At 74.4% G+C, this 12227-nt stretch carries 14 protein-coding genes and 1 pseudogene; 6 read left to right on the forward strand and 9 right to left on the reverse strand.

Translation table 11 applies throughout. The annotated features are described in order from the left end of the window. Window positions 1–47 precede the first annotated feature (47 nt). The 3 genes from AWW66_RS12110 to AWW66_RS12120 all read left to right on the forward strand — a co-directional run bounded on the left by AWW66_RS12110 (window position 48) and on the right by AWW66_RS12120 (window position 4636). Window positions 48–1352 (forward strand): ABC transporter ATP-binding protein, encoded by a 1305-nt coding sequence (locus AWW66_RS12110; RefSeq protein ID WP_083978418.1) that lies wholly within the window; start codon window positions 48–50, stop codon window positions 1350–1352. Window positions 1353–1490: 138 nt separating this feature from the next. Beyond that, window positions 1491–2267, forward strand: a complete 777-nt coding sequence (locus AWW66_RS12115; protein ID WP_067364379.1) for a beta-phosphoglucomutase family hydrolase — start codon at window positions 1491–1493, stop codon at window positions 2265–2267. Then, the gene (locus AWW66_RS12120; RefSeq protein ID WP_067364381.1) at window positions 2264–4636 is read left to right on the forward strand and encodes a glycoside hydrolase family 65 protein; all 2373 of its coding nucleotides are present in this window, start codon (window positions 2264–2266) and stop codon (window positions 4634–4636) included. Before AWW66_RS12115 ends, AWW66_RS12120 begins: the two co-directional genes overlap by 4 nt. Window positions 4637–4786: 150 nt before the next feature. Here the strand turns inward: AWW66_RS12120 and AWW66_RS34355 are convergent, their stop codons facing one another. The 3 genes from AWW66_RS34355 to AWW66_RS12130 form a co-directional block, all read right to left on the reverse strand. After that, a complete protein-coding gene (locus AWW66_RS34355; RefSeq protein ID WP_169807097.1) occupies window positions 4787–4960 on the reverse strand; it encodes a hypothetical protein in 174 nt (57 codons plus the stop codon). Between the two features lie 90 nt (window positions 4961–5050). Continuing rightward, on the reverse strand, window positions 5051–5404 hold the full coding sequence (gene trxA, locus AWW66_RS12125) for a thioredoxin (protein WP_067364384.1): 354 nt from the start codon (window positions 5402–5404) through the stop codon (window positions 5051–5053). Further along, window positions 5368–5766, reverse strand: a complete 399-nt coding sequence (locus tag AWW66_RS12130) for a MerR family transcriptional regulator (protein WP_067364387.1) — start codon at window positions 5764–5766, stop codon at window positions 5368–5370. Before AWW66_RS12130 ends, trxA begins: the two co-directional genes overlap by 37 nt. Window positions 5767–5901: 135 nt before the next feature. Here AWW66_RS12130 and AWW66_RS12135 point away from each other — a divergent pair, with 135 nt between their 5' ends. After that, window positions 5902–6555 (forward strand): dienelactone hydrolase family protein, encoded by a 654-nt coding sequence (locus AWW66_RS12135; protein ID WP_067364390.1) that lies wholly within the window; start codon window positions 5902–5904, stop codon window positions 6553–6555. Here AWW66_RS12135 and AWW66_RS12140 read toward each other — a convergent pair. Beyond that, window positions 6543–7769: an AI-2E family transporter gene (locus tag AWW66_RS12140; RefSeq protein WP_245648189.1), complete on the reverse strand. Its 1227-nt coding sequence runs from the start codon at window positions 7767–7769 to the stop codon at window positions 6543–6545. The genes AWW66_RS12135 and AWW66_RS12140 overlap by 13 nt on opposite strands. Before the next feature lie 246 nt (window positions 7770–8015). Here AWW66_RS12140 and AWW66_RS12145 point away from each other — a divergent pair, with 246 nt between their 5' ends. Further along, entirely contained in the window at window positions 8016–9224 is a 1209-nt protein-coding gene (locus AWW66_RS12145; RefSeq protein ID WP_245648191.1) for a cytochrome P450, read from the forward strand. A gap of 14 nt (window positions 9225–9238) precedes the next feature. Then, window positions 9239–9469 carry a ferredoxin gene (locus tag AWW66_RS12150; protein WP_067364395.1) on the forward strand — a complete coding sequence of 77 codons (231 nt, stop codon included), beginning with the start codon at window positions 9239–9241 and terminating at the stop codon, window positions 9467–9469. Between the two features lie 138 nt (window positions 9470–9607). Here the strand turns inward: AWW66_RS12150 and AWW66_RS12155 are convergent, their stop codons facing one another. The 5 genes and pseudogenes from AWW66_RS12155 to AWW66_RS34360 all read right to left on the reverse strand — a co-directional run. Further along, window positions 9608–10015 (reverse strand): pyridoxamine 5'-phosphate oxidase family protein, encoded by a 408-nt coding sequence (locus AWW66_RS12155; protein WP_067364398.1) that lies wholly within the window; start codon window positions 10013–10015, stop codon window positions 9608–9610. A gap of 7 nt (window positions 10016–10022) precedes the next feature. After that, complete coding sequence (locus AWW66_RS12160; RefSeq protein WP_067364401.1) at window positions 10023–10352, reverse strand: DUF1232 domain-containing protein; 330 nt, start codon at window positions 10350–10352, stop codon at window positions 10023–10025. A 115-nt stretch (window positions 10353–10467) separates the two neighbouring features. Then, window positions 10468–11265 (reverse strand): hypothetical protein, encoded by a 798-nt coding sequence (locus AWW66_RS34845; RefSeq protein WP_067364418.1) that lies wholly within the window; start codon window positions 11263–11265, stop codon window positions 10468–10470. A 190-nt stretch (window positions 11266–11455) separates the two neighbouring features. After that, on the reverse strand, window positions 11456–11812 hold the full coding sequence (locus AWW66_RS33640) for a hypothetical protein (protein WP_067364404.1): 357 nt from the start codon (window positions 11810–11812) through the stop codon (window positions 11456–11458). A 166-nt stretch (window positions 11813–11978) separates the two neighbouring features. After that, a pseudogene (locus AWW66_RS34360) lies at window positions 11979–12227 on the reverse strand (hypothetical protein); the annotation flags it as partial.

Raw genomic sequence — 12227 nt, forward strand, 5'->3', positions numbered from 1 at the left:
TGGTCACAGTCATTTCCGAATCGGGCGATCAGCTTTGGGAGGAGACGGTGACCACCGTCGCGCTGAAGGACGTCACCAAGGTGTTCCCGGGCGGAGCACGCGCGGTCGACAACGTCAACCTCGACGTGACCGACGGCGAGTTCATGGTGCTGCTCGGCCCGTCGGGGTGCGGGAAGTCCACCGTGCTCCGGATGGTCGCCGGCCTGGAGGAGCCGACCTCGGGCGCGGTCCTGCTCGACGGGGAACTGGCCAACGACCTGCCGCCCGGTGAGCGGCGGGTCGCCATGGTCTTCCAGGACTTCGCGCTCTACCCGCACATGACCGTGGCGGAGAACATCGCCTTCCCGTTGCGGCTGGCCGGGATCGAGCCGAACCCGCGCGACGAGCGGGTCGCCGACGTGGCCAGCGCGCTGGGCATCGGTGACGTGCTGGGCCGCAGGCCGAGCCAGCTCTCCGGCGGCCAGCGGCAGCGGGTGGCGATGGGCCGGGCGATCGTCCGCCGGCCCGGCCTGTTCCTGATGGACGAGCCGTTGTCCAACCTGGACAGTGGGCTCCGCGCCGAGCTGCGCGCCGAGATCTCCGCGCTCACCCGGCAGTTGGGCGTCACCACCATCTACGTCACGCACGACCAGGCCGAGGCGTTGACCATGGCCGACCGGGTGGCGATCATGCGGCGCGGCGTCCTCCAGGACGTCGGCACCCCCACCCAGGTGTACGGCCGACCGGCCACCCTCTACGTCGCGGCCTTCCTCGGCAGCCCCCGGATGAACCTGCTGGAGGCCTCCGTCTACGTGCACCTGGACCGGTACGTCCAGCTCAAGCTCGGTGAGCAGTCGCTGTACCTGCCCTGGTCGGACATCCGCAGCCGGACCGTCGCGCACTACCACGGGGAGCGGATCGTGGTCGGGATGCGGGCCGAGGCGCTGACCCCGGTCGCGCCGGACGCCCCCGGCGAGGTGCTCCGGGGCCGCATCCGCTACCTGGAGCACCACGGGCACGAGTCGCTGGCGTACCTCGACATCGGGGCCACCGCGATCGTGGTGGACGAGATGGCCGGTCCGGTCGCCACCGGCCTGCCCGGCGAGCGGGGACTGCGCCGGTTCGGACAGGTCGTGCAGCGGCTCGCCGGCCGGTCGGTGGGTACGGCGACGGTCCCCACCGCCGGTGACGGGGGCCGGGGCAGCGTGCTCAGCGACCCCGGCCGGCACCACCGCCGCCCGGCGGAACTGGCCGTCCGGCTGGCCCCGTACCCGGCGGTGGCCGGCGGGCACCCGCTGGCCGTCTCGGTACGGATGGACGCGGTGCACTTCTTCGACGAGCGCGGCGACCGGATCGACGTCGGCTGGCGGTGACCACCCGCCGACCGCCCGGCAGGTCCTGCCGTGCGGGGTGTGAGAGGGGTGCCCTTCTCTACCGTAAGCGTTAACAAGGGGCCCTTCCTTACCCGCGATCGGCGTTTGGCGGGTGATCCGGATGGATAGTGTCGAGAGGTGCTGGGTCTACCCGCTCACGTGACCGCCTGTCTCTTCGATCTCGACGGTGTGCTGACGCAGACCGCCCGGGTGCACAACGCGGCCTGGAAGCAGACCTTCGACGGGGTGCTGCGCGCCCGCGCGGAGGCCACCGGCGAGCCGTTCCGGCCGTTCGACCCCGGTCCGGACTACCACCGGTACGTCGACGGCCGGCCGCGCGCCGACGGGGTGCGCGCCTTCCTCGCCTCCCGGGGGATCGTGCTGCCCGAGGGGGAGCCGGACGACCCGCCGGACGCGGCGACCGTGCACGGCGTCGGCAACCAGAAGAACGTCGTGCTGCTCGACCGGCTGCGCAGCGACGGGGTCGACGTCTACCCGGGCTCGGTGACGTACCTGGAGCGGGTGGCCGCCGCCGGGCTGCGCCGGGCGGTCGTCTCGGCCAGCGCCAACTGCCGGGAGGTGGTCGCCGCCGCCGGCCTGGCGCCGCTGCTGGAGGTACGGGTGGACGGCCTCGTCGCGCGGGCCGAGGGGCTGCGCGGCAAGCCCCACCCGGACACCTTCCTGCGCGCCGCCGAACTGCTCGGGGTCGAGCCGGCCCACGCCGCCGTCTTCGAGGACGCGCAGGCCGGGGTCGCCGCCGGGCGGGCCGGCGGATTCGGGTACGTGATCGGGGTGGACCGGGCCGGCCAGGCCGACGAACTGCGGGCGCACGGCGCGGACGTCGTCGTCGACGACCTCGCGGACCTGCTGGGCGGCGAGGTCGCGGCCCCGGTGGACGGGGGGACCAGCGCATGATCCGCGAACGGGCGTATCCGGTCGAGCCGTGGCACGTCCGGGAGGTCCGGCTGGACATGGACGTGCTCGCCCAGTCCGAGTCGGTCTTCGCGCTCTCCAACGGGCACGTCGGGCTGCGCGGCAACCTGGACGAGGGGGAGCCGCACGGCCTGCCCGGCACGTACCTCAACTCCTTCTACGAACTGCGCCCGCTGCCGTACGCCGAGGCGGGGTTCGGGTTCCCCGAGTCCGGGCAGACCATCGTCAACGTCACCAACGGCAAGCTGATCCGGCTGCTCGTCGACGACGAACCGCTCGACGTGCGGTACGGCGAACTCCTCGACCACGAGCGGGTCCTCGACCTGCGCGCCGGCACCCTGCAGCGGCGGCTGCACTGGCGTTCCCCGGCCGGCCGCGAGGTGAAGGTGCGCAGCACCCGGCTGGTCTCGTTCACCCAGCGCTCGGTCGCCGCGATCAGCTACGAGGTGGAGGCGGTGGAGCGCCCGCTGCGGCTGATCCTCCAGTCCGAACTGGTGGCGAACGAGGCGCTGCCGGCGCAGAGCCGCGACCCCCGGGTGGCGGCCGTACTCGAATCGCCGTTGCAGGCCGAGGAGGAGCTGACCACCGCCGACGGCGGCCTGCTGATCCACCGCACCAAGGTCTCCGGCCTGCGGGTGGCCGCCGCCATGGCGCACGAGGTGGAGGGCCCGGAGCGCACCACCGTCGACAGCGAGGGGTACGAGGACTGGGTCCGGACCACGGTCGGCTGCGTGCTCGCCCCCGGCCAGACGCTGCGGGTGGTGAAGTACCTGACCTACGGCTGGTCCAGCCGACGGTCGCTGCCGGCGCTGCGCGACCAGGTCGGCGCGGCCCTCGCGGCGGCCCGGCTGGACGGCTGGGACGGCCTGCGCCAGGCCCAGCGGGAGTACCTCGACGAGTTCTGGGACGCCGCCGACGTGGTGGTCGAGGGCGACCCGGAGGTGCAGCAGGCGGTCCGCTTCGGCATGTTCCACGTGCTCCAGGCCGGCGCGCGGGCCGAGCGCCGGCCGATCGCCGCCAAGGGCCTGACCGGGCCCGGGTACGACGGGCACGCGTTCTGGGACACCGAGATGTTCGTGCTGCCGGTGCTCACCTACATCCACCCGCACGCGGTCCGGGACGCCCTGTTCTGGCGGCACTCCACCCTCGAACAGGCCCGGGACCGGGCCCGGACGCTGAACCTGCACGGGGCGGCCTTCCCCTGGCGCACCATCGAGGGGCCCGAGTCGTCGGCGTACTGGCCGGCGGGGACGGCGGCCTTCCACATCGCCGCCGACGTCGCCGACGCGCTGCGCCGGTACGTCCTGGCCACCGGGGACACCGAGCTGGAACGCGAGATCGGGCTGGAGCTGCTGGTGGAGACCGCCCGGCTGTGGCTGTCGCTGGGCCACCACGACCGGCGCGGCGGGTTCCACCTCGACGGGGTCACCGGCCCCGACGAGTACACGGCGGTGAAGAACGACAACATCTACACCAACCTGATGGCGCAGCGGAACCTGCTCACCGCCGCCGAGGTGGCGATGCGGCTGCGCGACGAGGCGCTCGCCCTCGGGGTGACCGAGGAGGAGGCCGCCTCCTGGCGGGACGCCGCCCAGGCCATGACCATTCCGTACGACGACGAGACGGCGGTGCACCAGCAGGTCGAGGGCTTCACCCGGTTGCAGGAGTGGGACTTCGAGCACACCCCGGCGGAGAAGTACCCGCTGCTGCTGCACTACCCGTACTTCGACCTGTACCGCAAGCAGGTGGTGAAGCAGGCGGACCTGGTGCTGGCGATGCACTGGCGCGGGGACGCGTTCACCGGGCCGGAGAAGATGCGCAACTTCGCCTACTACGAGCGGCGTACCGTGCGGGACTCGTCCCTGTCCGCCTGCACCCAGGCGGTCCTCGCCGCCGAGGTCGGCCACCCCGAGCTGGCCCACAGCTACCTGCGCGAGGCGGCCCTGATGGACCTGCACGACCTCAACGAGAACACCCGCGACGGGGTGCACATGGCGTCCCTGGCCGGCGCCTGGATCGCCCTGGTCGCCGGCTTCGGCGGGCTGCGCGACCACGACGGGACGCTCTCCTTCGCGCCCCGGCTGCCCAGCCGGCTGACCCGGCTGGAGTTCAGCCTCCAGTGGCGGCACCTGCGGCTGCGGGTGGACGTCCGCCCGGACCAGACCTCGTACGCGCTGCGGGCCGGCAGCCCGGACTCCGTGCTGGAGCTGCGGCACCACGGCCAGACCGTGTCGGCCACCTGCGACCAGCCGATCACCCTGCCCAACCCGCCGGCCGAGCCGATCGCGCCGGTTCCGGAGCAGCCCGCCGGCCGGGCGCCACTGCTGCACCCGCCCCCCACCCCGATGTAGGTGGTGTAAGGAAGGGCCCCCTGTTAACGCATTCGGTAGAGCAGGGGCCCCTTCTTAACCGCTGGGCTCGACAGCGCGCCGGGGCCGACCGCGCGCCTGGCTCACGGTGCCCGACCGGGCGCCCTCGTCAGGTGGGGCGTCCGGGGCGGGTCAGGGGTTGCCGATGGAGGGGCGGCCGGCGGCGTCGTGGGGCGCCACCGCCCGGGGATCGTCGGCGGTCCGCGCCTGCGCGGCCTCGTCCGCCCAGTCCCGGCCGGACTTCTCGGCCGACTCGCGCTGGTCCCGGTCGTCCTGCTTCCTGGACTTACCCTGTTGCTTCGCCATCGAAAGATCCCCCGCGCTCTGCTCGCTGCGCTCCCTGGACGCCTGCCGGCTACCCGGCCGGCTGCCGGGCAAACCGGCCCCGCCCGCCGGCTACCCCACCAAGGGCGGCAGGTGGCGGCTCAGCGCCGACCGCAGGTGCTGCTTCGGGCGGGAGCCGACGACCGAGCCGACCACCTCGCCCCGGTCGAAGACCAGCAGGGTCGGCAGGGACAGCACCCGGTAGGCCCGGGTGCAGTCCGGGTTGTCGTCGGTGTTCAGGGTGACCACCCGCAGCCGGCCGGCGAACTCCTCGGCGAGTTCGGCGAGGCTGCGGGAGATCGCGTGGCAGGGCGGGCACCACTGCGCCCAGAAGTCGACCACCACCGGTCGGTCGCTGGCCAGCACGGCGGTGGCGAAGGTGTCGTCGGTTACCGCGAGCAGGGCTGGGGTCGGCGGTGCGGACATTGTTCCTCCCGGTGTGCGATCGCCTCGGTGAGCTGGGTCTGCAACTGCCGCCGGACCGTGCCGAGCCGGTCGAGGTACGCGTCCACCTCGGCGAGCTTGCGCCGCAGCACGGCCACCGAATCGGGGCAGACGTCCCCGGACGGGTTGCCCGCACGCAGGCAGGCCACGAACGGACGGATGTCGTCGAGGCCGAACCCCACGGCCAGCAGGGCCCGGATCTCGCGGACCACCCGCAGCTCCGCCTCGTCGTACCGGCGGTAGCCGTTGGCGCCCCGCTCCGCCCGGACCAGCCCGTGCGCCTCGTAGTAGCGCAGCGCGCGGGTGCTCGTACCGGCGCGTTCAGCCAGTTCGCCGATCCGCATCCGATCCTCCCTCAGCAGTGCTCCTTCGCCACGCTAGACCTTGTCGTCGGCGTCAAGGCAACGGGTGAATCCGGTGCTCCGGGCGGGTAAGCCCAGCCACAGCCGGGCTCGGGACCGGCGGTCGGGAGGACGCAGATGGACACGCTCAGCAGCGCGGTGACGATCCCGGTGGCCGGTGCCGGTCTGCCGGCCGACCTGGTGGTCCCCGCCGACGCCACCGGTGTGGTGTTGTTCGCGCACGGTAGCGGCAGCTCCCGGCACAGCCCGCGCAACACGGCCGTCGCCCGGGTGCTCAACGGGCGGTCGCTCGGCACCGTCCTGGTCGACCTGCTCACCCCCGAGGAGGAGCGGGTGGACGAGCGCACCGCCGAGCTGCGGTTCGACATCGGCCTGCTCGGCGACCGGCTGACCGCGATCGTGGACTGGATGCGGGCCGAGCCGACCCTCACCCGGCTCCCGGTGGGGCTCTTCGGCGCCAGTACCGGTGCCGCCGCCGCGCTGGTCGCCGCGGCGAACCGGTCCGACCGGGTGGCCGCGGTGGTCTCCCGGGGTGGCCGGCCGGACCTGGCCGGCCCCGCCCTGTCCCAGGTGCGGGCCCGGACGTTGCTGCTGGTCGGCGGGTTCGACGAGCAGGTGCGGACGCTCAACGAGGAGGCGCTGGCGCTGCTCCCCGAGGGGGTGGGTGAGCTGCGGGTGGTCCCCGGCGCGACCCACCTGTTCGCCGAGCCCGGCACCCTGGAGCAGGTCGCCGACCACGCGGCCGACTGGTTCGCCGGTCAGCTCGGCTGAGCGCGGCCGTCCGGCTGAGCGCGGCTCGCCTCGGACCCGCCGGGCTGGGCGCGGCCCGCCTCGGACCGGCCCGGCTGGGTGCCGCTCGAATCGGACCGGCCCGGTTCGGCGCGGGCGGCCTCCGCCCGGTGGCGCTGCACGGTGTCGACGACCCGGTAGGCCACCGCCGCGATCGGCACCGAGACGAACGCCCCGGCGATCCCGCCGAGCAGGGTGCCGCCGGTGACCACCACCAGGATCACCGCCGGATGCAGCCGGACCTGGCGCTTCATGATCAGCGGCTCCAGCAGGTTCCCCTCGGTCTGCTGGACCAGGATGACCGCGCCCAGGGTGAGCAGCGCGCTGGTCGGTCCGTTGGCGGCGAGCGCGACGAGGACCGCGACGGCCCCGGCCACGGTGGCCCCGATGATCGGGACGAACGCGCCGAAGAACGTGATCAACGCCAGCGGGAGGGCCAGCGGCACCCCGAGCAGCACCAGGGCCAGCCCGATGCCGACGGCGTCGATCGCGGCGATCATCATCGTGCCCCGGCTGTACGCGCCCAGCGTCCGCCAGCCCGTCCGGCCCGCCTCGGCGGCGACCTCCCGGTTCGGGCCGGTCGTGCGGCGCAGCACCCACTGCCACATCGACCGCCCGTCCTTGAGCAGGAAGAAGAGCAGCACCAGGGCGAGCAGCGCGGCGCCGAGCACCTCGCCGACGGTCCGCGCCCCGGCGAGCGGGTCCACCGTGCCCTGGCCGAACGCCTGGCTGCCCTGCTCGATCAGCCGGTCCAGTTGCTCGTCGGTGACCGGCAGGGTGGAGGTCACGAAGTCCCGGGACCGTTGCAGACCCTGCCCCAGTTCCCGGCTCAGCTCGCCGAACTGGCTCGCGGTCAGGTTCCAGACCAGCGTGCCGACGCCGACCAGGATGCCGAACAGGAACAGCACCGTGAGCAGGGCGGCGAGCGCGGCCGGCAGCCGCAGCCGGCGCAGCAGCAACTGCACCGGGTCGAGCAGGGCGGTGAGGAAGACGGTGGCGGCCAGCGCGATCGCCAGCGGCGCCAGCAGGACCGCGATCTTCCCCAGCAGGTAGAGCCCGGCCGCCACGACCACCAGGCACGCGCTCCACACCACCGCCGTCCGGACCAGCCAGGGCAGGGCCGCCCAGGTCTGCCGGGGCCCCGCCCCGTCCGCCACCGGCTCGGGCGTACGGCGGGGAGAGTCGTCCTGCGTCACGCCGAACCTCCTCGATGTCCGGCGGGGTGGTTACCCGGCCCGTGCCGGTCCGACACCCGGTCGGCCCGGTTCGGGCACCCGCCGGAGGTTTCCGTTCGGTGACCGTGCGGTCGCGCCATGGTGCGGGGCCTGGTCAGGATCGACGCGGGTCGCTACCATGCGCAGTCGGGGCATGACTCGCCGTCGAGTCATGACGACGGACCGGCGCCACCGTCGTGCGGTGCCGGAGACGACAGGGAGTCCTCGTTGACCGGTGCATCCCACGTGGCGACCCCGCCCAGCTACCCCTTCAGTCCCCCCGAGCGCCTCGACCTCGACCCCCGGTACGCCCGGCTGCGCCGGGAGGAGCCGCTGGTCCGGGTCCGCCTGCCGTACGGCGAGCCGGTCTGGCTGGCCACCCGGCACGCCGACGTGCGGACGGTGCTCGGCGACGCCCGGTTCAGCCGGGCCGTAGCCGCCGGCCGAGACGAGCCGCGCAACACCGAACGGCGACAGGACAACGGCATCCTCGGCATGGACCCGCCCGAGCACACCCGGCTGCGCCGACTGGTCGCCAAGGCGTTCACCGCCCGCCGGGTCGAGCAGCTCCGCGGCCAGACCCGGGCGACCGCGCACGAACTCGTCGACGGGCTGCTCGCCGCCGGCCCCCCGGCGGACCTGGTGGCGCACGTCGCCACCCCGTTGCCGATCCGGGTGATCTGCGACCTGCTCGGCGTCCCCGTGACCGACCAGGACAAGTTCCACACCTGGTCGGAGGCGATCGTCTCGACCACCTCGCTCAGCGGCGAGCAGGTCCAGCGGTACCTGGACAACCTCTTCGGGTACATGACCGGCCTGATCGAACAGCGCCGGCGGGAGCCGGCCGACGACCTGCTCACCGCGATGGTGCAGGCCCGGGACGCCGACGCCGACCGGCTCACCGAGGACGAGGTCATCCAGCTCGCCGCCGGGTTGCTCGCCGCCGGCCACGAGACCACCGTGACCCAGATCCCCAACTTCGTGTACGTGCTGCTCACCGCCGAGCAGGGCTGGGCACGGCTGTGTGCCGACCCGGGCCTGGTGCCGAGCGCGGTCGAGGAGCTGATGCGGTACGTGCCGCTGGGCGCGACCGCCGGCTTCGCCCGGTACGCGCTGGAGGACGTGGAGCTGGGCGGGGTGCTGGTGCGGGCCGGGGAGCCGGTGCTCGTCTCGATCGCCTCGGCCAACCGGGACGAGACCGTCTTCACCGAGCCGGACACCCTCGACCTGGCCCGGGCGGTCAACCCGCACCTGGGGTTCGGGCACGGGGCGCACCACTGCGTCGGCGCGCAGCTCGCCCGGATGGAGCTTCAGGTGGTGCTGGAGACGTTGCTGGAGCGGACCCCGGGGCTGCGGTTGGCGGTCCCGGAGTCGGAGTTGACCTGGAAGTCCGGCCTACTGGTACGCGGGCTGACCGCGTTGCCGGTGTCCTGGTAGGAGGGGTGTACCGAATGGGGGAGAACGGGTGGCGGGTACGGGTCGACGGGAGCCTGTGCATCGGTGCCGGGATCTGCGCGAGCACCGCGCCGTCCCACTTCGCGCTGGATGACGGCCTGTCCCAACCGCTGGCCGAACGGATCCAGCCGGACGAGGCGGTACGGGACGCGGCCGACTCCTGCCCGATGGAAGCGATCACGGTGTTCGACGTGGTCACCGGGGTCCAGGTGGCACCCGAGCCCTGAGCCCAGGTGGCACCCGAGCCCTGAGCCGGCGCGCGGTCAGGCCCAGCGGCCGTTCGGGCCCAGCGGTCCGGAAGACACAGCGGTTTGGAAGGGGCCCCTGCTATCCGGAATGCGTTAACAGGGGGCCCTTCCTTACACCTACAGGTTGCCGAGGAGCCGGGTGACGGTGATCTCGATGACCACCCGTTCCGGGTTCGGCCGGGGCGTCCCGTACCGCTCGGTGTACCGGCGCTCGGCCTCGGCCACCGCGTCCGGCTCGGCCCGGACCACCGCGCGGCCCTCGATGGTCAGCCAACGTCGCCCGTCGACGTGGCAGACGGCCACCGGGGCGTCCGGCGTCGCGGCCACGTGCCGGGCCTTGCGGGAACTCCGTGAGGTGATCACCCGGGCCAGGTTGGCGTCGGCGTCGTAGGTGACCCCGACCGGTACGACGTGCGGGGTGCCGTCCGGGCGCGGTGTGGTCAGCGTGGCCAGGTGACGTTCCCGGCAGAACCGGGTGACCCGGTCGTCGTGCGGTTCCAGGCGGTGGTCGACCCGTCGTGGCATGACCCGATCATGGCACGGGCCGGTGCACCCGGCCCGCGTCCGGCACGCCGGAGACTGGTCGGTCGGTGACCCCGCGCCGCCGGGCCAGCCGGGTCAGGTAGATCAGCGCGGCGGCCAGCACCCCGATGTCGTCCAGGTAGATCGGGTCGGGGAGCAGGTCCACCGGGAGGACCGTGTAGGCCAGCGCGCCGTAGAAGGCGACCTTTCCGCTGGCCCCCAGGCTGCCGAGCATCCGCCGGGTGCGGACCACCCGCACCGCCAACACCACCGCACCGGCGAGGGTGGCGAGTGCCACGATGCCGCCGAGCACGACCAGCAGCCACGTCTCCTGGGACATGCTCCCCACGCTAGCGGAAGCCGGCGACATCAGGCGTCCACCGGACCCGTCGGATACCGGCCAGCGCCCGACCCGGCCCGACGGCGGGACCGGCGCGACCCGGTGTCGGGGACGGTCAGTAGACGGGAACGGCGGCGGCGCCCCGGGCGGGCGGCGTGCTCTCCCGGACGGTGACCGGGAACTCCGCCGTGTCGGAGCCGGGCAGCAGCGAGGACTCCGTGGCCGGGGCCGGCTCGGTGGCGGCGAAGGCCTCGGCACGCAGGCTGCCCGCGGCGGCGACGGCCAGCTCGGCGGCCCGCCAGGCGGCCTGCTCCTGCTCACGGGCGGCCTCGTGCCGGGCGAGCAGGTTGTCCCGTACCGCCCGGCGCAGGAACAGCTCCTGCTCCACCGGGTGCCGGCGCGGGTCCCACCCGTTGCGGTACGCGAAGGCGTCGCCGAGCTGCTCCACCGACAGCTCCTGCCGCCGGTACGCCTCCATCGCCGTCCGGTGCAGGAACCGCTCGCGGTCGGCGTACTCGGCGGGGGTGCGGGCGGTCCGGGGCAGGGGCATCGCGGCGGCGGCGGTCAACCGGCGGACGTCCTCCTCCGCCTCCTGGTACGCCTGCCAGGCGGCCTCCACCGCCTCCTGGGCGGCCAGCCACTCGGTACGCCGCCGTTGGGCGGTGGTGCCGGCGCGCTCGGCGGCCACCGCCACCTCCTGCGCGTACCGTCGCCGCTCCCGCTCCTCCTCGGCCTCCTCCAGGCGGCCCGGCATGGCGGCCTCGCGGATCCGGCTGGCGACGTCGAGCCGACGCCGGCCCGGTCGGACGACGACCAGCGCGGCGACGGTCACCCCGACCACGGCGAGGAGGACCAGCCAGATCACGGCGGCCTGCGGGACGTCGATCAGTACGGCGGAGCGGACGGTCTGCATCACCAGCACCTCGGACTCGAAGGAGGGGGAAGACGGTCGGGGGGCCCGGTGGCGGGCCGGGGGCCGTCGATCCGACGGCGGGAAGGGCTGGCCGGCGCGGGGGCGGCGACGACGGTCACCGCGACGGTGCCCGGTGCCCGGCGGGTCCGCGTCGGCGCCGGCGCGTACCGCCGTGCGCGGCGGCGGCTGGTCAGGCGGAGGGCGGGCCGCGCCGGCCGGGGACACCCGGGGGCGGGGCCGCGGCCGTCACGGTGGACGGCGCGCGGACGGCGGCCGGCGGGGCGGAGACGGTGTCGCCCGCAGGGGCCGACGGCTGCGGGGCCGACTCGGCCTCCCGCACCACCGTCGAGGTGTCCGACCGCAGCTCGGCGACGCGCCCGGTCGACACGCTGGGAGCGGCCGTGGCCGTGGCGGCGGACGGCGCACCGGCCAGCGCGGCGGTCACGCCGCTGAGACCGATGGCGAGCACCAGGAGGGTGACCGCCAGGCGGGTGAGGTCCCGCAACGCGCGCAGCGCCGCCCGGCCACGGGGGCGGGCGGACGTCATGGGCGGCACCCGACCAACCTATCTCCCGGGCGCCACCCCCGCAGCCGGACGCACGGAGTGGATCACGTGACCGGTACCACTGTCCGACATGGACGTTCGGGGGAGGCCGGACGACGACCGGCGGCGCCCCCGGTCACGGGAGCGCCGCCGGTGACGTCGTGAGGGGTCAGTTCCCGTCGAGCACCGCCGGGGCGGTGGACCGGGCGTCCTGCCACACCATCTCGTCCTCGGTCAGCCAGGTCAGTCGGCCGTCCGGGTCCTCCTGGTCGCCGCTGCCCCGGCCGCCGAGCACGCCACCCCGGTTGGCGGTGCCGCCCATCATGCCGGCGCGGTGTGCCGGGGCGTTGCCGGTCGCGCCGGGCCGGTGGCCGCCGCCCTCCGCGCCCGCCCGGCCGCCCGCCAGGCGGCCGGTGCC

This window comes from Micromonospora rosaria (assembly GCF_001567585.1).
Classification (GTDB): Bacteria; Actinomycetota; Actinomycetes; order Mycobacteriales; family Micromonosporaceae; genus Micromonospora; species Micromonospora rosaria.

Coding starts and splice junctions, on each gene's coding strand:
- AWW66_RS34845 (WP_067364418.1), bottom strand. CDS start 11,265: ATGCAGACCGTCCGCTCCGCCGTACTGATCGACGTCCCGCAGGCCGCC.
- AWW66_RS12160 (WP_067364401.1), bottom strand. CDS start 10,352: ATGTCCCAGGAGACGTGGCTGCTGGTCGTGCTCGGCGGCATCGTGGCA.
- AWW66_RS12130 (WP_067364387.1), bottom strand. CDS start 5,766: ATGCGGATCGGCGAACTGGCTGAACGCGCCGGTACGAGCACCCGCGCG.
- AWW66_RS12135 (WP_067364390.1), top strand. CDS start 5,902: ATGGACACGCTCAGCAGCGCGGTGACGATCCCGGTGGCCGGTGCCGGT.
- AWW66_RS34355 (WP_169807097.1), bottom strand. CDS start 4,960: ATGGCGAAGCAACAGGGTAAGTCCAGGAAGCAGGACGACCGGGACCAG.
- AWW66_RS12120 (WP_067364381.1), top strand. CDS start 2,264: ATGATCCGCGAACGGGCGTATCCGGTCGAGCCGTGGCACGTCCGGGAG.
- trxA (WP_067364384.1), bottom strand. CDS start 5,404: ATGTCCGCACCGCCGACCCCAGCCCTGCTCGCGGTAACCGACGACACC.
- AWW66_RS12150 (WP_067364395.1), top strand. CDS start 9,239: ATGGGGGAGAACGGGTGGCGGGTACGGGTCGACGGGAGCCTGTGCATC.
- AWW66_RS33640 (WP_067364404.1), bottom strand. CDS start 11,812: ATGACGTCCGCCCGCCCCCGTGGCCGGGCGGCGCTGCGCGCGTTGCGG.
- AWW66_RS12155 (WP_067364398.1), bottom strand. CDS start 10,015: ATGCCACGACGGGTCGACCACCGCCTGGAACCGCACGACGACCGGGTC.